Origin of the sequence: Citrobacter sp. MGH110 (assembly GCF_001037515.1) — a bacterium.
In the GTDB taxonomy this organism is placed as follows: domain Bacteria; phylum Pseudomonadota; class Gammaproteobacteria; order Enterobacterales; family Enterobacteriaceae; genus Citrobacter; species Citrobacter portucalensis.
The window spans coordinates 138,043-157,872 of record NZ_KQ089831.1 but is presented as its reverse complement, the minus strand read 5'-3'; the positions used below and the strand labels follow the sequence as shown (position 1 = coordinate 157,872).

The following is a 19,830-nucleotide window of genomic DNA, read 5'->3' as shown; positions in this document are numbered from 1 at the left end:
ACTGGCTAAAAGTTAGATGATTACTAACCAGGGGTTTGTAATATGGATAAACTGCGCGGCATGGAAACGTTTGTCGCCGTGGTGGAGAGTGGGAGCTTTACTTCTGCGGCGACGAGGCTCGAGATGTCTGCGGTGATGGTGGGAAAATATATCACCCAACTGGAAGCGCAGCTCGGCACGCGTTTGCTGGAGCGCAATACGCGCCGCCAGAGTCTGACCGATGCCGGACGCGTCTATTTTGAAGAAGCCCGTCGCGTGCTGGAGCAGGTATCGATAGCCGAACGTTCGGTAGAGCGTCTGCGGCTGGCACCTGCGGGGACGCTGCGCATTAGCGCGCCCACTTCTTTTGGCGCTTGCGTGATCTCGCCGCTGGCCGCTGCGTTTTTACAGACCTGGCCAGAGGTGCGTATTGAACTGGATCTCACCAACCGGATGGTTGATCTGGTGAATGAAGGTGTTGATTTGGCGATCCGCATTGGCGATATCCATCAGACTGACGTGGTGGCGAAATACCTGTGTCCCTACCGTATGGCAATTTGTGCTTCGCCAGATTATCTTGCTCGCCATGGCACCCCCCGGACGCCCGCGGATCTGGTGGATCATCTGTGCCTGTCTCATACCGTGTGGACGGCTCGCAACGAGTGGATACTGCCTGGCGTGACGGGGGAGGTCAGATGGAAGCGCGATGCGATCCTGCGCTGTAACGATGGTCATGGCCTGCGTATGGCGGCAGTAGCGGGGGCTGGGCTGTTATTGCAACCTGAGGTGCTGCTGGCGCAAGAACTGGCTACGGGGAAATTGATTCGGATCCTGGAAGGGTTTACGCCGCAGCCGCGGCCAATTCATTTGCTGTGGCGACAGGATTTGCGTCCGTTGCCTAAGCTGACACGGTTTGTTGAACATGTGCTGGAAGGAACGCAGGGGCTGCGCGGAAAATAAAAATGCCGGATGGCGTTGCACTTATCCGGCCTACAACCGAGCCAAATTGTAGGCCGGATAGGGCGCAATAGCGCCGCCATCCGGCATATTATTAACCGATATCCACCTGCGGTTTGCTGTTGCGTTTACGGATCATGCGCAGCACCGGCGGGACCACGATAACCAGTACCGCCATCACCAGCAGCACTTTCGCCACGCCGCTGGCCCACAGAATATCCATACTGCCGTTACTGATAGACAACGCCCGGCGCAGGTTCTGCTCCAGCATTTCCCCGAGAACGAAGCCCAGAATCAATGGCGACATTGGGAAGTGCATTTTACGCAGGATGTAGCCCAGCACGCCAAGGGCGACCATCAATACCAAATCGAAGGTGGTGCTGTGAACGGCGTACACGCCAACCGCGGAAACTGCCGCGATAGCCGGTACCAAAAACCACAGCGGGATGGTCAGCATGCGGGTAAACAGACCGATCAGCGGAATGTTCATCACCAGCAGCATTACGTTAGCAATCAGCAGCGCTGCAATCAGTCCCCAAACGATATCCGGCTGCTCGGTAAACATGGCTGGCCCCGGGGTGATGTTGTACAGCGTCAGCGCGCCCATCATCACCGCCGTGGTACCGGAGCCCGGCACGCCGAGCGTCAGCATCGGAATAAAAGAGCCACAAGCCGAGGCGTTATTGGCGGCTTCTGGCGCCGCTACGCCACGAATATCCCCCTTGCCAAAGCTGTCGCTGTTGCCGCTGAGCTTTTTCTCGGTCATGTAGGTGATGGCACTGGCAATGGTGGCGCCAGCGCCAGGCAGAACGCCGACGAAAAAGCCAATCACTGATGAACGCAGGGTGGCCCCTACGCACTGTGCACCTTCTTTGGCGTTGAACAACATGCGGCCCGTTTTACGCACCAGCGTCTGGCCACTGCTGGTATGTTCCAGCATTAACAGTATTTCAGAGACAGAGAACAGCCCAATCACCACCACGATAAACTGCACACCGTCGGAGAGATGGACACTGTCAAAAGTAAAGCGATAAACCCCGGTGTTGGCGTCTACGCCGACGGTCGCAAGTCCGAGACCGATAAGCGCTGCCAGAAATGATTTCAGCGGATTTTGCGCCATCATGCTGCCGAGACAGGCAATGGCGAAAACCATTAAGGCAAAGTATTCCGCCGGACCGAAGGCCAGCGACCATTGGGCTAACGCCGGGGCAAACAGAATGATGCCCCCGATGGCGATAAGCGAACCAAAGAAAGAGCTGACCGCCGAGATAGAGAGCGCCACGCCGCCGCGTCCTTGCTGCGCCATCGGGTAACCATCCAGCGCGGTCATAATCGCCGCCGCATCGCCAGGAACATTCAGCAGAATGGAGGAGATGCGCCCGCCATATTCACAGCCTATGTAGACTGTAGCCAGCAGGATCAGCGCGGATTCTGCGGGCAGATGCAGCGCAAAGGCCAACGGCAGCAGAATCGCCACGCCGTTGATCGGCCCAAGGCCAGGCAACAAACCCACAATGGTGCCGACAAAACAGCCTATCAAGGCGATGACCAGGTTTTCCGGCGTCATTGCCACCGCGAAACCCTGAGAAAGATAAATCCAGGTATCCATCGTTTCTCCGTTAACCCAGCCAGGCGCCGAGTGGTAAGGTGACGTCAAGCAGTCGGTCAAAGGCATACCACAGCAGAATGCCGAGCACCGCGCCGGAAATACCCGCAGCCGGGATGGTTGCGCCGAACAGCATGCCAATCACCACGGTGAGAATGGCGGTGGCGATGGGAAAACCGAGCCACTCAAAACCCCAGGCGTACATCAACAGAACAATGACCATCGTCAGCAGCTTTTGCAGCACGTGGCGACGGGGCCAACTGATGGTGTCCGGATGGCGCAACAGCAGCGCCACGGCGCAGACCAGCATCAGACTGATAATGCCAAGCGGGAAGGGACGCGGCCCTACGGGTTCATAGCTGTATTCGCTGCTGATTTGCCAGGCCACGAACAGCCCGGCTATGCAGAGCAACAGCCAGATACCTGCGAAAATACGATCGCTCATCATCTTTGCCTCTGCGTTTACTTCGCCAGACCGAAGGCTTTCGCCTGCTCACGATAATCCGTGACCTGCTTTTTCACGTAGTCGTCGAGCTGTTTACCGCTCATGTTGAACTCAAACAGACCGCGCAGATCGCGCTGCTTTTTAAACTCATCGGTCTGCTGGAGTTTGTTAAAGGCATCAACCCACCACTGATACTCGGCGTCGCTGACTTTTGGCCCAACGTAGAAGCCACGAATGATAGGCCACACGAGGTCATAACCCTGCTCTTTAGCGGTTGGTACGTTGGCTAACTGGCCCGGCAGGCGTTCATCAGAGAACACTGCGAGCACGCGGATTTTGTCGCCGCTGAGGTAAGGCACCATCTCACTGAGATCGCCGGAAACCACCTGTACGTGATTTCCCATCAATGCGGTAACCGGTTCGCCACCGCCTTCAAAGGCCACGTAGCGCATCTTGTGCGGATCGACATTGGCTTTTTGCGCCAGCAACGCCGACTTCATCCAGTCCTGGCTACCGATAGAGGCGCCAGCACCAATGACCACGCTGTTGGGATCTTTTTCCATGGCTGTCAGCAGATCTTTCAGCGTCTTCCATGGCGCGTCCTGACGTACGGCAATCATGCCGTAATCGGTACCCACACTGGCCAGCCAGCGGACATCATCCACGCCGTAGCGACCAAACTTGCCCTGTGACAGATTCAGCAAGGAGCCGCCGGAGAAGGCCACCACGGTGCCTGCTTCAGCCGGGCGTTGGGCAACAATCGCGTTATAGGCCACAGCGCCAACGCCGCCGGGCATGTAGGTCACGCGCATCGGTTTTTCGATAGCGCCGGTTTCCATCAAACTCACCTGAATCAGCTTACAGGTGAGATCGAAACCACCGCCGGGTTTAGCAGGGGCGATACATTCAGTGCGCGACGGCGCTTGTTCTGCCAGTACAGAGGTACTCATCAGTAAAATGCTTGCAGTAAGGGTACGAAATAACTGTTTTTTCATTGTTTATCCTCACACCGGAAAACCGGATTTTCAGGTACGGAAGAAGATTTTTGTGATTATGTGAGCCGATGTGTAGCAGTTCGGTTGCGTGATTGTTAAAACATTAACCTTTCAATTCCCTTTCAATGCGGCAGAAACTTTACAGGATGTGATATGCGTCTCTTATTAGCGGAAGATAACCGTGAGTTAGCTCACTGGCTGGAGAAAGCGCTAGTGCAAAACGGTTTTGCCGTTGACTGCGTGTTTGATGGCCTGGCAGCCGACCATCTTTTACATAGCGAAACGTATGCGCTGGCGGTGCTGGACATCAATATGCCGGGGCTGGATGGCCTGGAAGTCGTTCAGCGGCTGCGCAAGCGCGGGCAGACGCTTCCTGTCCTGCTGCTGACGGCGCGTAGCGCGGTGGCCGATAGGGTGAAAGGGTTGAACGTCGGAGCCGATGATTATCTGGCAAAGCCGTTTGAAATCGAGGAACTGGATGCCCGACTGCGGGCCTTGCTGCGTCGCAGTGCGGGACAGGTGCAAGGCATACAGCAACTGGGGGAGCTGGCGTTTCACGATGAAGGCTATTTTCTGTTGCAGGGGCAGCCGTTGGCGCTCACGCCACGTGAACAGGCGCTGTTGACGGTGCTGATGTACCGTCGGTTACGGCCGGTTTCACGTCAGCAGTTGTTTGAGCAGGTCTTCAGCCTGAGTGATGAGGTTAGTCCTGAAAGCATTGAGCTGTATATCCATCGCTTACGTAAAAAGCTACAGGGAAGCGATGTGCGTATTGCTACGCTGCGTGGTCTGGGCTATGTGCTGGAGCGTAGCGATGAAGTGGGTTAAACCCCAATCGTTGTACCTGCAACTGCTGATGTTTCTGGGCCTGCCGCTAATGTTGCTGTGGGGCCTGTCGGCATTCAACAGCTATGTCAGTGCGCTACAGGCGGCGACCCAGGCGTATGACCGGACACTACTCTCATCCGCCAGGACCGTCTCCGAGCGGCTGGTGGTGCGCAATAAACAGCTGGAAGTGAACGTACCATGGGTGGTGCTGGACAGCTTTGAACTGAATATGAACGACCGACTGTATTACAAAGTGGTTGATCCGGCGGGGAAGGTTATCTCGGGTTATGACGATTTACCGGCGATGCCGCCTGCTACCTCGCGCACGCGTCTTTACCCGGCGCTGGCATGGTTTTATCACACCGAATATCGCGGTGAGGCAATCCGCGTGGCGCGTCTGCTGCAGCCCGTCAACGAAGGCGGCATTGTCGGCATGGCGGAGATTTATGTTGCCGAAACGCTGCAATCGCGGCGTTATCTGGCGCGACAACTGCTGTTTTCCTCGTGGGTTTCGCAAGGACTGCTGGTGTTACTGACTCTGGTGCTGGTTGGCTGGCTGCTGCGCCGGGTGCTACGCCCGATGCGCCAGCTGTCATCGCTGATGGTGCGTCGTGAGCCAGGCCTGCTGACGCCGCTGCCGGAGCTGCTGCCGTGGTCGGAAACCCGTCTGCTGATTGTGGCATTCAACCGTTATCTGGACCGACTTCGCGGTCTGATCTCTCGCCAGGAGCGCTTCAGCGCGGATGCTTCCCATCAGCTCAAAACGCCGTTGGCGGTACTGAAAACTCAGGCATCGGTGGCTCTCGCCAGCGCCGAACCGCGGCAATGGTATGAGAGTTTACAAGCCATGAGTAGCACGCTCGATAATACCATTCAACTGACGGAGAGGCTGTTGCAGCTGTCTGCGGTGAAGCGCAAAGAGCAGGGGGAAAGGCATTTCTCGCCGGTTAATCTGTATGAGGTGGTGCAAACCAGCTGTTTTACCCGACTGGCGCAGTCGCGTAGTAAAGGGATCGATCTGGGCTATGAAGGGGAACAGGACGCGGTGTGGGTCGAGGGAGATGAAGTGCTGCTCGGTGAACTGTGTGGGAATCTGCTGGATAACGCACTGAAATACACGCCGTCGCAGGGGATGGTGACCGCCCGGCTGCAACGAGAAGGAGAGGCCGTGGTGCTGGTAGTCGAAGATAGCGGGCCGGGCATAGATGAGCAGATGGTTCATCAGGCTCTGCTACCGTTTCATCGTCTTGATAACGTTGGCAATGTCCCAGGCGCCGGAATCGGCCTGGCGCTGGTCAATGATATTGCTCGTCTGCATCGCACGCATCCTCAGCTAACGCGTAGTGAGACATTAGGTGGGCTGAGGGTTCGGGTACGCTTTTTAAGCGTTACCGTATGAGGTATTCATGGCGATGATATTTGTTGTTTAATTATAATAAAAAGTAATTAATTGTATTATTAATATCATTTGAAATGTTGTCGTAAGGCAGCTGTTTTTTATTTTAATTACGGTATTAAACAGCAACTCTAAGGTGATTCAACGTCACTGAAACAATACTTTTGTGCAATTTATCATACATAAAACACTTTTTCATAGACCATGAGATGTTATCTGTCAATAGCGAAAATGTTGTTAAAGGTTATCTTTTTTGCTGAGGTAGATAAAACTTCTATTGATGTCATCTGCATTAAAATCATATAGATACGATTTCACTGGGGAGTGTTGTCACAGTAATGAGTATTATTTTTTACATTTACTGACAATGTACCATTGCGTTTTTTAGACTTGTGATATAATTAGCAACATGAAATGAGAAAAAAACAATTAAAGATCAATAAATAATGGGCTGAGATATGCTTAAAAAATCGCTAAAGATTAGCAGCCAAGGATATCCAGTCTTTTTAAAACTGGTCGATTTCATTGTTATCAATGTGACGTTAATTTTTAGCGCCCATCTGCTGGGTTTGGTGCCCTTTAACACCATTGCCATTTTGAGTCTTCTCTTCTCAATCTTTTTCTTGCTGTTTGCTGAATACATTAAAATGTACCAGCAAAAGATTAAGACGATCGGTTTACGTAATCAAAAGCGCTTGGTTTTTTGTACGCTGCTGGCGATTTTTTTTAACGAACTGGTCAGTATGACGGTGGCTGAACCTGAGTCACTGGGCTACTTAGACAGACTGCCTTCCCCTTTTTATTCAGCTATTATTTACTGGTACTTCATTCCATTACCTTTTCTTTACTACATTCGTTTTTTTATTTTTAAGTATTCAACGAAAAAGAGTATACGCGTGGCGATTATTGGTCTGACCGACAATGGTCTGGCCGCAGAAACCGCGCTAATGAATGAATACGCCAATATCACATTAGATCTGGCCTTTTATGATGAGCGCGCCTTATCTCGCTGTGGCGATGTCGTTGATAAGGTTAAAAGCCCCTTTCGTGGTCCGGTGATCAATCTGGTCGAGGAAGCCAAGAAGGGAAACATAGACGAAATCTATATTGCTTTACCGATGGTTGCTTTACATCGCATTCGTCACTTTTTGGCCATGATGTCAGACACCACCGTAGATACCTATATTGTCCCTGACTTTTATACCTACAGTAACAACATGTCCAAGTTACGCTCCATCCACAATCTGCAAACTATCGGTATCTTTAGTTCACCTTTTGAGGGGGCGGGCTCGTTTATTAAGCGGGCGGAAGATTTGGTTCTTGGCAGCATCATTATGGTGATGATTTCCTCTCTGATGCTGGCGATTGCCATTGGTATCAAACTCACGTCCCGTGGGCCGGTTTTTTTCAAACAGGACCGCTATGGCTTGAGTGGGCAAAAAATTAAGGTCTGGAAGTTTCGTTCTATGCGCGTCATGGAGAATTCCGATACGGTTATTCAGGCCACTAAAAACGATCCGCGGGTAACCAAATTCGGGAGCTTTTTGCGCCGCACTTCGCTGGATGAACTTCCTCAATTTATTAACGTTTTACAGGGAAGTATGTCGATTGTCGGTCCCAGACCTCATGCGGTTACGCATAATGAGCAGTACCGCAAACAGGTCGAAAATTACATGATTCGCCATAAAGTTAAGCCAGGGATCACTGGGCTTGCGCAGATCAACGGATTCCGCGGGGAGATCGATGCGCTTTATAAGATGGAAAAAAGGGTTCAGTACGATATTGAGTACATTCAAAACTGGTCGTTATGGCTGGATATAAAAATTATTATTAAAACTATTTTCAAAGGATTTGTCGGTAAGAATGCATACTAAATTACTCGTTATTACCGGAATCGTGATATCGCAGTCCGCATGGGCTGATTTAACACCGAAATCACACATTGGCTTTGCGGGGATAGACTTCCAGGGCAAGGTCGCTGTGGACTATGGTTATAATGATAACGTGTCTTATCAGCCACATAGCAGCGATGCTATCGGTTCCTCGTTTCAGAGTGCGGCGCCCGTTCTGAGTATGATTGGAGAGCGTGGTCAGGATAAGTATTTGCTGATGTACTCCGGGGATTATCGTAACTACTCAAGCGATTCTGCTGATAACTACAACGATCATTTTTTTCGTTTTAACGGTGCCTGGCGGTATGGGCTCAAGCATGGCTTAACCCTCAATCTGGAGGATTCGCTTGGGCATGAATCCCGCGGCCGTGGTATCACTGAGGGTTTTTTACCGAGCCAGTTTGAACAGTACGGGATTATATCTCCGCTGACGACGAATTTTATCAATAGTGAATTGCGCTACAGCTACGGTGCGCCTGATGGTCGCGGCAAAGCGGAACTGGCGTTGTTATACAAAAAACTGACTTTCGGTAACACTTCTGATGTTCAGGACAGTAGTGAAGACTTCTACAATTATATTCAGGAACAGGAATGGCATGAAAATAGCCTGATAGCGGAAGTTTTTGACCAATACTCATCCAGAACGCGCTTTCGCTATAGCTTTATTACTAACCAGCGTCGTTATGATAACAACTCAGAAAAAGACACTAATGAGTATTATTTGCTGTATGGCCTGAAGTCGCAGTTGACGGGGAAAACCAATGTCGACATGAATATTTCATGGCTTTATAAAACATTTGAAAACAACGCAAACTCGCATGATTTTAATGGTCTAAACTGGGACATAAAAGCGGAGTGGAAGCCGTTACAGCAGTCTGTTTTCACGGCCCACTCTGCGCAAAGCATTAAAGACCCATCGGAAGTTGGGGGATATATTTTAGTGACCCAGTATGGCCTTTCTTACCAGCATTTCTGGTTAGGTACTCGTTTTTCTACTTTATTGGACTACTCATTCACTTCGGAAGACTATAAAAAACAGAACAAGGATCGGCATGATAAAGATGGCGTGTTTAGCGTCACCATGAGCTATGACTACACACCGTCGGTTAATTTTGAGATTAAATATCAGATAGATACATTAAATTCGAATAAGGATACTGACTCGTTTTATATCGGTCCCAACGACAATCAGGAAGTCATTAGAACGTTGGGTTATGATAATTCTATGATTATGCTTAAAGCTAAGGTTCAGATCTAAAATGAAAATAATAGAACTGTGCGCGGTTTTGCTATTCAGTATCCTGTTGGTCGGATGCACAGCGTCCAGCCCGCGATTAATGGACGATCCTGCTACTGTTCAGCAGGATTACCGGCTTGGGGCGGGGGATACGGTCAATATCGCTGTTCATGGTCAACCCGATATGACGATGCGGTTTATTTTGGATAAGAGCGGGGAAATTAATTTCCCGTTTGTTGGTGCTCTTAAATTACAAGATAAAACCGTTGATCAAGTGACTAAAGAATTAACTCAACGCCTGACCGGAGATTATTTTACATCTCCAATGGTGACGGTAAGTATTGCCGAGTTCCGCAAATACTATGTTTCAGGTGAGGTAAAAAGTCCAAATGGCTTCGCTTATGAGCCAGGGCTTACCGTCGAGAAATCTATTGCGCAGGCGGGTGGATTTACAGATCGTGCTGACCGAAAAGATATCAACATTCGCCTGTCAGGGAGCAATCAGCTGCTTGAGAATGTCGATTTAACGCACTCTGTTCATCCTGGGGATGTCGTGATTATTGGCATGGGGTTCTTCTGACGATGAAACTATCAATAGTGGAAAACGGCAAAAAACGAGAAAGCAGTGTCGAATTCTCCCGCTTTGCCAAAGAGCTGAAAAAGAACGCCTGGAAAATCGCGCTGGCCGGTATCGTTGCCGGGGTCGTCGCGTATCCGTTAATCAGCATGATGTCCTCAAAGTATGTTTCAACGGCGACGGTGCTGATTAAGGCGCAGGCTGATAACGTTTCTCCGTTTCCACAGGTTGATGGTTTCGATTCAACACGCAGTGGTTACTACGAAACACAATATGCGTTGATGCATTCACGTATTGTGCTGGAGCAAGCCGTACGTGATATGAAGCTGGATGAAAACCCGGAGTTTACCGGGGAAAAAGCCGGTGCTCAGGGGGCTGATAGCAATGAAAGTCGGCAACTGAGAATGGAGCAAGCGCTGAAAACGTTATCGAAAAACCTGAATGTCATCGGTATTCGCACGACGAACCTGGCTTCCATTACCTATGAATCAACTTCGCCTCAGGTTGCGGCTGATATTGCCAACGGCGTCGCGCAGGCTTTCATCAACTATACGGTGGAGCAGAAACGTCTGAAGGTGGAGAAAGCTCGCGAACTGAATTTTGAAAAAATGGAAGAGATTCAGAAGTCGATAGCTAAGCAAAAAGACGAGATGGACAGCTATCTGAAAAATTCCGGGCTGCTGACCTTCCGCGGTATCGATGGTTTTGAAACCGAGCAGTTAAGTATCGTAACTAATCGCCTGGCCGATGCGACCCAGCGTCGGGTTGCCGCTGAATCCGTCTATAACGAGGTGAACGGGGGAGGTAAGTCCCTTGAGAGCGTTATCTCGCTGCCTTCGGTCTCTAACCACGCTCAGATCCAGGATTTGCGCATCGCGTTGATTCAGGCGCAACGAACGTTGTCCGAACAGCGTAAAGTCTATGGGCCAAAAAATCCCGCCATTTTAAAAGCAGAAGCCGATGTTCAGTCGATCCAAAGCCAGACCGGGCGGGTATTGGGCGAGCTGAAAGTCGGTTTACGTCAGCAATATCTGGCGGCGCTGGCGGACGAAAAAAACTATCAACAGCAAGTGATTGAGCAGAAAGAGATCTTCCAGAAAATGGCGTCAAAACGGGATGCCTGGAACAGTCAAAAGCTGTCGTTAGATAAAATGGAAGACCTGTATAAATCGCTTTATCAACGTACTCAGGAGTTGTCGCTGTCCGGCGTGAATGCCGATGCGGTGTTATACGACCCTGCGGTACCCGCGTTAAAACCGGCGAAACCGAATAAATCTTTATTGTTGCTGATGGTGGTCATGCTGGTGGTGGTGTTCAGCATCATGTATTTCATTGTCAAAGCGGCAATGGATAACTCAATCGGTACCCTCAGTCGCATGAAAAAACGGCTCAATGTTGTTCCGTTGGGTGAAATTCGTCGTTTTAGCGGAACCTCAGGGCGCGCACAGGTGCGAGACATGATCATGAAGAACCCGCTTAATGCCGATATTGTGCACGGTATCCGTACCCGGATTATGCTGGATAATCGACCTTTACAGACGCTCGCTATGGCGTCGACGGAGCACGGCGATGGGCGTTCTTTGTTGGCGAATCTGTTAGCGAACTCTTTTAGTTTCGACCAGAAAACACTGCTTATTGATGCAGATTTCTTTAACACTGGTGGGCTCACATCCGAGCTGGCGTCAGCTACATCCGCAGGCTTAGCGGAACTGCTGCGCGGGGAGACAGAGCTTGAACAGGCGAGGATCAAACTCAGTGATAACCTCGACTTTATTCCACACGGCAAGAACACCATCTCATCTTTACTGATGCTGTCGTCGGAGCATGTTGAACTCTTAATGCGCGAGTTGAAATCGCATTATCAGCGCATCATTATTGATGTTGCTGCCGTGAATCAGAGCCAGGATGTTCAACTGATCAAACGTGCCGTCGATGGCGTTGTTTTCATTGTGAAAGCCGGGGCGGGGTCCGCGGGACAAATCGCCAACGCGCTGGATAAGATCGAGGAAAATAACGGCGTGGTGATTGGTGCGGTGCTCAATGCAGTTGAAGAAAAGGATCTTGAGACGCAAGAGGGTCTGCGTTCACTGAACTTCAGTACCGATCAACTGATGGCAACGCCAGGCCGCGTATGAGTCTACTGAAGAGCGCTTCCACGATAGCCGGTTCATCAGTCATCTCGCAGTTGATTGGTGCACTGTCTATTTGGTTGATTTCACACAAGTACGATATGGCTGAAGTGGGACTTTATGCGCTCAACTACAGCATCGCCGTGGTGGGCGCTCAGGTGTGTACCTTTGCATCACAGCTGTTAATTCCTAAACAGCAGGATGACGAACTGGTGCAGAATGTTGTGTTTTGCCTGATCCAAAGCACGATCATTGCCTTACCGTATGCTGTGCTGACCGCGTGGCTGTTTCACCAGAACATTCTGTTTCTCTATTTGCTGACGCTGGCAACGGCGTGGGTTTTAATCTCGGAAAACCTGTCGCTACGCACGGCCAACTTTCGTTTTCTGATTTTCCAGCGTATTTCTGTCTCTGTGGTGGTATTACTTTCGGTTCTGGTTACGCACCATGTACAACTATTTTATTGGTCGTGGGCCTGCACGACGATGGTGCTGACCATAAGCTGTATTTTGCATTCGTTTGATATTCGTTCGGTGGCGGCCAGACATCTGCGGCCCACCAGTAATTGGCATTTTTTCAAACAGAATATTCATCACATTACCAAAGTGGGCAGCGCGGAAGTGCTGGCGATGGCCAGCAGCAATTTGCCTATTATGCTGATTAACTTTTGGTTCTCGGCGCTGACGGCGGGTTATTTTTCCGTGGTTAGCCGCTTTTGCCTGGCGCCGGTGGTGATCATCGGGAATGCGGTGCGCAATACTATTTTTTCCAAATGGTCTATCGACTTCAGAAATAATACCTTTAACTATCAGGAGTATACCAGGGTACGTATGCTATTGCTGGTACTAGGGGTTATCTGTACCCTTGGGGTTTTTATTTTCTATCCGATTGTGATGCGCCTCGGCTTTAGCGAAGACTGGATAAACTCCATTGAGACGTCACGCTACATGTTGCCCTATTTATTCCCGGCGCTGGCGATAAGCCCTCTGACGGTGATAGAGCTTATTTTTGGTTCCCATCGCTATTTTCTGCGTATCCAACTGGAACAGCTGGCGATTGTACTCTTCGCTTTTGTTGTGACGCCCTATTTTTATAAAGATTATGCAACGTCGGTCATCTTGTTTTCTTCACTGACATTTATTCGCTACGCCTTCATTTATCTGAAAATGAATAAGCGAGCCAATCTCCTGAAAGACAAGCCGGTGATACTATGACGCTGAATACCGGATACTATTTACAGGTTTATACCTTTGTCACGCTGATCCTGTGTGGCCTGGTGCAATACTTTACCGGCATGCAGTCAGTGCTGTGGATACCTTTTTTCCTGACCCTGTTGATGGTGGGATTATTGGTGATGCAGACGCGTGATGGCTCCTTACATCTCGATGCCCAGGAGACGATTGTCCTGGCGTTGTACTTTTCGTTTCTGGTGCTGGCTGGAGCATCGACGCTGATTCAGGGCGGTATCACCGTCGCGATTGTGGCATTTAAAAACGAAATTGCGCTGTCGCTGGTGATGATCTGTTTGCTGCTGGGCTTTTGCCGGGAATCACAGATTTACCGCGCAACGCGCTATCTGTATTGGGTGTTTTACGCGCAGATTCCGGTAATGATTTATCAGGTTTTACTGGTCGTTCCCCAGCGTGTTGCGGTGCGCGGCGAAGATGAGAAATGGGACTCCGTGGTTGGCACGTTTGGCGGTGACCCTATGGGAGGCGGGAATACTGCCGCAATGGGTTTGTTTTGCCTGTTAATTATGTTGTTAAAAGTCTCCGAATATAAGCATGGGCTCACCACGTTCAAGTCCATGGCGCTGCATATTGTTCTCGGTATCGGGTTATGCATCATTGGTGAAGTGAAGTTTGTCATCCTGCTATCGCCTATATTCCTGGCGTGGGTGTGGCTTTCACCGAGCTACGTCAAAGACGTTAGTAAGGTCAATCTGAAGACGTTGTTGGTTATTGTGGCGGGAATGCTGTTGCTTATTAGCCTGTCGATTGTGATCCTCGCGTACTATTATTCTACGGCGTTCGGCGGCGATCCGTCGAAAAGCTCGTTAAGTATTTTTATCGACTCCTTAAGCTATATCTTTGATCCGAACTATATTATGTCTACCGGTGAATTAGGGCGCTTTACGACGTTCCTGTTCTGGTTGAAAAATAACGATCTGTGGGGGCTTTCAGGAACGTTATTTGGCTACGGACTCAATGCAACTAACAGTGGTAGTACGGTGTCGCCGGGCTTTTTGAATATTATCTACAACTTAATTCTCGACTCGACTTCCCTGAGTATGCTGCTGTGGGAAGTTGGGGTGATCGGCACGTTACTCTTTATTAGCTTATTCATTTATATCCTGAAAGTTTGTCAGCCAAAGCCATTACTGACGCTTGAACAACTGGACCAGCAGGATCTCCAGTTATTGAGCTTTGCACCGGCGTTTAACGCTTTTGCTATCAGTTGCTTAATTAGCTTACCTTACAGCCAGATACTGATGATTACACCGATGTTACAATTCCTGTTCTATTTATCACTAGGATCAAGTTTAGTGATTCGTCGAACCGTCCTTCGCTGTGTAGGGTAATTGTATGGACCAAAAACCGTTTATTTCAGTGAGTATTAAAACACTCAATGAATCTAAATGTATTGAGAAGACGATTGACAGTATCCGTAAGCAGCTTATTGATTATCCACACAAAATTATTGTGGCAGATAGTCTGTCAACGGATAACACCCAACAGCTTGCGATCGATAAAGGGGTGACCGTAGTGTCCTTAACTGACCCTGGCGATCGCTGCTGTGGCGTCGGGCACCAGTTAGGTTATCTGTATAGTGAAGGGGAATATCTGTTGTTGATGGACGGCGATATGGAGCTGGAGGAGGGCTTTGTGGATCAGGCCGTCGCGTTTTTGCAGGCCGAACCAGAATATGCAGGCGTTGCGGGAACCGTTGAAATGGATGATGCCGTAAACTATGAATTTAAATCGCGTAAGCAACGCATTAATAAAATCTATCCACTCGGGGATAGCGATCATCTGGGTGGCGGTGGGCTGTATCGTCGGTCGGCAATTGAAAAAATTGGTTATCTGACTAACCGTAATTTGCACGCGTATGAAGAGGCTGAACTGGGCCTGCGTTTAATCGAAGCAGGCTATAAACTGCGGCGTCTGGATATTCCTTACTTCAGCCATACGTCACATACGCTGCCGACGTTTAAGATGCTGGCGCGGCGCTGGACCAGCGGTTATTACCAGGCACCGGGTGAACTTTTGCGTTGTAGTTGGGGGAAGCCCTGGTTTTCCCAGTCATTCAACATCGTGAAGAATGAGGCGGTATTTGCGCTCTACCTTATTCTCTTATTTGTGGCGATGCTCAGTTTAAATATCAATGTGTTTGCCGTTGCGCTTCTACCATTACTGGCGTTTGCTTTGTTGAAGATTGTGCAAAACCGCTCGTTAACAGATGGGCTGCAAAGCGTTATTAATTTAATCGTACGCTCAGCGGGGCTGATCAAAGGTATTTTTTATCCGGTACGCGATCCGCTGACTCCGCCTAACAGTAAAATCATTCATGAATAACCGGGGCAGGCGCCATGAAAGTATTATTGGTTAACAAGTTTTTTTTCATCAAAGGCGGCGCAGAAACGGTTTATTTTCAAGAGCGCGATATGCTGAAACAGGCCGGAGTGCAGGTTATTGATTTCTCTATGCAGCATGAGAATAATTTCCCCTCGGACTATACGGATTATTTCGTCAGTAATGTGGACTACCACAAAGCGAGCAATCTGCTGGGTGGTATCAAAACGGCGGTTAACTTTATTCATAATTCGCAGGCCTGTAAAAAAATGCTGGCGCTATTAGAAAAAGAGCGCCCGGATATCGTCCACTTTCACAACATCTACCATCAGTTAACACCGGCGTTGATTAAAGTTGCGCGCAATTTTGGCTGCAAAACGGTGCTGACTGCGCATGACTATAAGATTGTGTGCCCCGCGTATTCCATGCTGCGCGACGGCAAAGTGTGTGATTCTTGTATTACCGGAACGGTTTTCAATGCCTTCAGGTATCGTTGTCAGGAAGGTTCAGCCTCAAAAAGTCTTCTGCTCTCTTTGGAGGCAACCTGGCAGTACATTGCACAAAACTATCAGGCACTGGATGTGATTGTTTCACCAAGCGTTTTTTTACGCGGTGTCTTGCTGCGCACGCTGCCAAATTCGCGCATTGATGTCATCGTCAATGGTGTTGATGACAGCCGTCCCCTGGCTGAAGTGAGCGATGAGGGCTATATGCTGTACTTTGGCCGTCTGAGCCGTGAAAAGGGCGTGGCAACGTTGTTGGCAGCGCATAAAAAAATGCAGAACAAAGCGCCGCTGAAAGTTGTAGGGCACGGTCCGTTGCATGATGAATTAGCCGCCAAATACCCTGATGTTGAGTTTTTAGGTTATGTGCAACAAGGGGAAGCGCTCGATAAGCTTATTAAGCATGCGCGAGCGGTGATCCTGCCTTCAGAATGCTATGAAAACTGTTCAATGGCGATATTAGAGGCGATGTCCTTAGGCAAGCCGGTTATCGGGTCGCGCATCGGCGGTATACCGGAACAAATTCGTGACGGTATCGAAGGGATTTTATTCGAACCGGGTAATGTGCATGAGTTAGCCAATGCGATGGACGCTCTGGCCGACTCGCCTGAGAAGGCGAGGAATATGGGTTTACATGGACGTGCACGGTTGAGTGAAAAATATGCGCTGAGTAAACATATGGATACCCTACAGGCGCTGTATAAAGAACTGCTGAGCAGGCCATAGTATGAGTAAAAAAATAACGGTTTTTGGAACGCGTGGTATTCCCGATGTATTGGGCGGTGTGGAGACACACTGTCAGAATCTTTATCCTGCCATTAAACAGCAGTTCGACGTGGATATTTGCGTGATCGCTCGCTCGCCATATGTAAATTACAAACGATCGGTATATAAAAAAGTCGAAACCTACGCGCTGTGGGCACCCAAAAAGCGCTCGCTGGAAGCTATTGTCCATTCCGTTATAGCGGCGTTTAGGACACGTATCGACCATTCAGATATTGTGCATGTCCATGCTATCGGCCCTGGCCTTGTGATCCCACTCTTACGCGTGATGGGTAAGAAGGTGGTTTTTACCCACCACGGGCCCGATTACGATCGCCAGAAATGGGGATTTGTAGCCAAAAAAATATTGTTGCTGGGTGAGCGTTGGGCGGTGAGATATGCCAACGAGGTGATTGTGATTTCTGACGTTATTAATCAACTGATCCAGAAAAAATACGGTCGCTATGATGCGCATTTAATTCACAATGGCGTGAACGAGCCGAGGTTATTATCACAGCTCACCATCGACAGTACGCTCTCCCGCTTTGGGCTGCAGCCGAAAAACTACCTCGTGGTGGTTGGGCGGTTTGTGGAAGAAAAAGGGATGCATGATGCCATCGCCGCTTATCAACACAGTGGTTTGACCATGCCGTTAGTGTTAATTGGCGATGCGGATCATCCGACCGAATACAGCGTGCGCCTCAAAAAGCTTGCCGCCGACACGCCAGGCGTTGTGATGACTGGTTTTTTACGTGGTGACGAACTTCAGGCGGTGTTTTCGAAGGCTAAATTGTTTGTGATGCCCTCATACCATGAAGGATTGCCTATTGCGCTGCTGGAGGCAATGTCATTTTCTCTTCCGGCCGTCGTCAGTGATATTCCGGCTAACCTTGAAGTTCAACTGCCCGCCGAGGACTATTTTAAGGTGGGAGATGTAACCGGTCTGGCTGAAAAATTAGGCCAAGGGGCAACAGCAAATAGCGTGGACTATGGTGTATATTTGCAAAACTACAATTGGCATGAAATCGCCAAAAAGACGGTTAACGTCTACCACTCCATTGATAAAGATATAGGTTAATTTTGACCAGTCCTCAAAATCGTCCTCCTGCCATCGAACGGTTTTACGCTCACCTTGATGAGCGGATAGCGGAGGAATTGACCCCTGAACAAAAAGAAGGGGTGGAAAAAGCGCTCCTTGCTACAACCCTGACTTCGCGGCATCAGATCGATATTCGCAGAAGCTTTCCTTTTTTCAGTAAGCGTTATTATCTGGTTTTTTTGTTTGGCAGAGATTTACGCCGCCAGCATCGCCAGGAATCAACCCTGTCGAGAATGTTGCTCACTTTTTTGCTGCTGATTGCCGTGCTATTCGTCACCTGCTGCATATTGCTGACGCTGTATATGATCAAATCCGCGTTAGGTATTGATGTGTTCCAAAATTTTCACGTAGGTATCTGGGACTGGTGGTTAAGCCTGAAAGACCGCTAGCGTTAACAAATTGGTGGAGGACGTCATTGCGATGAAGCGTAAATGGGTTTGTGCGTTGTTGTGCATGTTTTTCCCGCTGACGGTTATGGCCGCATTGACGACCGTTACCCCCAAAGCATTGACGGGCCCGTTAACCAATCCGGGGATTGGCGTGGCAAGTTTTCATCAGGGATATGGTGAAACGCTGGGGCTGGCGGACTATCCCAATACCGGATTTGAATACGAGCGTTTTTACTGGCGGGATCTGGAGCCAGTCGAAGGCCAGTACAATTTTGCGTTGGTGGATGATGCCTTCAAATACGCGGCGGCACATCGTCCTGCGATGAATGTCGGGCTACGATTTATGGCTCTGGCAGAGCCGGAAAGCGGTTCGCAAATACCTGACTGGCTGATTAAAAAAGGTGTGAAAGGAACCTGGACGCCGGATAAAAAGACATTTGCCCCGGATTTAGACGATCCTCTGTTTATTGAATACAGCCAGCGTCTGTTGAACGCATTTGGTAAACGCTACGATGGTAATGAGAATCTCGCGTTTGTTGATATTGGCATGGTGGGATCGTGGGGAGAATGGCATAACAGCAACTTCCCGAACCTGAAGCCATTACTGGAGCGATACACCACGGCGCAACTGGATCGCTACGTCGCGATGCACTTTTCTGCTTTTCCGGTGACGCCAAAAACCATGCTGATAAGCGGCGGTCAAAGTCTGGCGAATGCGGTGGCGCGTGGGGCTGGGTGGCGTGCGGACTGTTGGGGGGACCTGCGCGTATTTTCGGACACCTGGAACCATATGGCTGATGATTACCCGCAGCGATTGCTGGCTGCGCAGCAGAGTTATTCAGGGTTCAACGACGTCTGGAAACGTGCGCCGGTGAGTCTGGAGATCTGCTCGTATATGCAGGATTGGAAGAACACCTTTCACTATACACGTGCTGAAGTGCAGGGGATTTTTGACTGGGCGGTCAAGCAGCACGCCAGTACCATTAACCTGAAATCGAGAACGATACCCAGCGACTATCGACCGATTGTCGACAATGCGCTGACCAAATTGGGCTATCGATTTCGCCTTGCGTCCCTGAGCCATGAGTCCGTGTGGGACAGTGGACAAACGCTGACATTAAACAGTACCTGGTACAATGAGGGTATCGCACCGATTTATCTGCCATACATGCTGGCATTCCGGGTCGTAGACAGCGCCAATAAGGTGGTGGCACAGGGGAATTCCGCGGAGGATATTCGCCGCTGGCTCCCCGGTAAGTATCAGGTCAGTTATGCGTTATCTATGCCAGGCCGACTGGCGAAAGGGCAATACGCGATTGAGGTTGCGATGCTGGATAAGTCGGGTGCGGCGAGAATTAACTTTGCCAATGAAGGGAAACAGAGCAGCGGCTGGTACCGGGTGTCAACAATAACGGTACGCTAGTCAGACACAGCAGCGAGCCTGACGGTCAGGCTCGCTGCTGA

17 protein-coding genes are annotated in these 19,830 nt (G+C 49.8%); 14 read left to right on the top strand and 3 right to left on the bottom strand.

Annotation, left to right across the window (positions count from 1 at the left end):
* Window positions 1-42: 42 nt before the first annotated feature.
* Window positions 43-939 carry a LysR family transcriptional regulator gene (locus tag SK38_RS16900; protein WP_032944682.1) on the top strand — a complete coding sequence of 299 codons (897 nt, stop codon included), beginning with the start codon at window positions 43-45 and terminating at the stop codon, window positions 937-939.
* A 91-nt stretch (window positions 940-1,030) separates the two neighbouring features.
* On the opposite strand, the gene SK38_RS16895 is transcribed toward SK38_RS16900, so the two are convergent.
* From SK38_RS16895 to SK38_RS16885, 3 genes are read right to left on the bottom strand one after another with little or no spacing between them, the layout of a single operon-like run.
* Entirely contained in the window at window positions 1,031-2,545 is a 1,515-nt protein-coding gene (locus SK38_RS16895) for a tripartite tricarboxylate transporter permease (protein ID WP_003826025.1), read from the bottom strand.
* Window positions 2,546-2,555: 10 nt separating this feature from the next.
* Complete coding sequence (locus tag SK38_RS16890) at window positions 2,556-2,990, bottom strand: tripartite tricarboxylate transporter TctB family protein (protein ID WP_008321484.1); 435 nt, start codon at window positions 2,988-2,990, stop codon at window positions 2,556-2,558.
* A gap of 14 nt (window positions 2,991-3,004) precedes the next feature.
* Entirely contained in the window at window positions 3,005-3,982 is a 978-nt protein-coding gene (locus tag SK38_RS16885; RefSeq protein WP_008785593.1) for a Bug family tripartite tricarboxylate transporter substrate binding protein, read from the bottom strand.
* A 153-nt stretch (window positions 3,983-4,135) separates the two neighbouring features.
* On the opposite strand from SK38_RS16885, the gene tctD reads away from it, so the two are divergent.
* The 13 genes from tctD to SK38_RS16820 all read left to right on the top strand — a co-directional run bounded on the left by tctD (window position 4,136) and on the right by SK38_RS16820 (window position 19,789).
* Window positions 4,136-4,810: a transcriptional regulator TctD gene (gene tctD / locus SK38_RS16880; protein ID WP_003826032.1), complete on the top strand. Its 675-nt coding sequence runs from the start codon at window positions 4,136-4,138 to the stop codon at window positions 4,808-4,810.
* On the top strand, window positions 4,797-6,209 hold the full coding sequence (locus SK38_RS16875; RefSeq protein ID WP_032944678.1) for a sensor histidine kinase: 1,413 nt from the start codon (window positions 4,797-4,799) through the stop codon (window positions 6,207-6,209). Before tctD ends, SK38_RS16875 begins: the two co-directional genes overlap by 14 nt.
* Before the next feature lie 455 nt (window positions 6,210-6,664).
* Entirely contained in the window at window positions 6,665-8,080 is a 1,416-nt protein-coding gene (locus SK38_RS16870) for an undecaprenyl-phosphate glucose phosphotransferase (RefSeq protein WP_008785590.1), read from the top strand.
* Window positions 8,070-9,356, top strand: coding sequence for an outer membrane beta-barrel protein (locus SK38_RS16865; RefSeq protein ID WP_048236616.1), 1,287 nt, complete (start codon window positions 8,070-8,072; stop codon window positions 9,354-9,356). The genes SK38_RS16870 and SK38_RS16865 overlap by 11 nt, the downstream gene beginning before the upstream one ends.
* Before the next feature lies 1 nt (window position 9,357).
* Complete coding sequence (locus SK38_RS16860) at window positions 9,358-9,915, top strand: polysaccharide biosynthesis/export family protein (protein WP_003826038.1); 558 nt, start codon at window positions 9,358-9,360, stop codon at window positions 9,913-9,915.
* A gap of 2 nt (window positions 9,916-9,917) precedes the next feature.
* Entirely contained in the window at window positions 9,918-12,047 is a 2,130-nt protein-coding gene (locus tag SK38_RS16855; protein WP_048236614.1) for a GumC family protein, read from the top strand.
* On the top strand, window positions 12,044-13,255 hold the full coding sequence (locus tag SK38_RS16850) for a lipopolysaccharide biosynthesis protein (RefSeq protein WP_048236613.1): 1,212 nt from the start codon (window positions 12,044-12,046) through the stop codon (window positions 13,253-13,255). Before SK38_RS16855 ends, SK38_RS16850 begins: the two co-directional genes overlap by 4 nt.
* Window positions 13,252-14,622: a hypothetical protein gene (locus SK38_RS16845; protein ID WP_008785587.1), complete on the top strand. Its 1,371-nt coding sequence runs from the start codon at window positions 13,252-13,254 to the stop codon at window positions 14,620-14,622. Before SK38_RS16850 ends, SK38_RS16845 begins: the two co-directional genes overlap by 4 nt.
* A gap of 4 nt (window positions 14,623-14,626) precedes the next feature.
* Window positions 14,627-15,616 carry a glycosyltransferase family 2 protein gene (locus SK38_RS16840; RefSeq protein WP_008785586.1) on the top strand — a complete coding sequence of 330 codons (990 nt, stop codon included), beginning with the start codon at window positions 14,627-14,629 and terminating at the stop codon, window positions 15,614-15,616.
* A gap of 14 nt (window positions 15,617-15,630) precedes the next feature.
* Window positions 15,631-16,842 carry a glycosyltransferase family 4 protein gene (locus SK38_RS16835; protein ID WP_008785585.1) on the top strand — a complete coding sequence of 404 codons (1,212 nt, stop codon included), beginning with the start codon at window positions 15,631-15,633 and terminating at the stop codon, window positions 16,840-16,842.
* Between the two features lies 1 nt (window position 16,843).
* The gene (locus SK38_RS16830; protein ID WP_048236612.1) at window positions 16,844-17,956 is read left to right on the top strand and encodes a glycosyltransferase family 4 protein; all 1,113 of its coding nucleotides are present in this window, start codon (window positions 16,844-16,846) and stop codon (window positions 17,954-17,956) included.
* 2 nt (window positions 17,957-17,958) lie between these two features.
* Complete coding sequence (locus tag SK38_RS16825; protein WP_003826052.1) at window positions 17,959-18,366, top strand: hypothetical protein; 408 nt, start codon at window positions 17,959-17,961, stop codon at window positions 18,364-18,366.
* A gap of 31 nt (window positions 18,367-18,397) precedes the next feature.
* Window positions 18,398-19,789 carry a DUF4832 domain-containing protein gene (locus SK38_RS16820; RefSeq protein WP_045899692.1) on the top strand — a complete coding sequence of 464 codons (1,392 nt, stop codon included), beginning with the start codon at window positions 18,398-18,400 and terminating at the stop codon, window positions 19,787-19,789.
* Window positions 19,790-19,830: the final 41 nt, after the last annotated feature.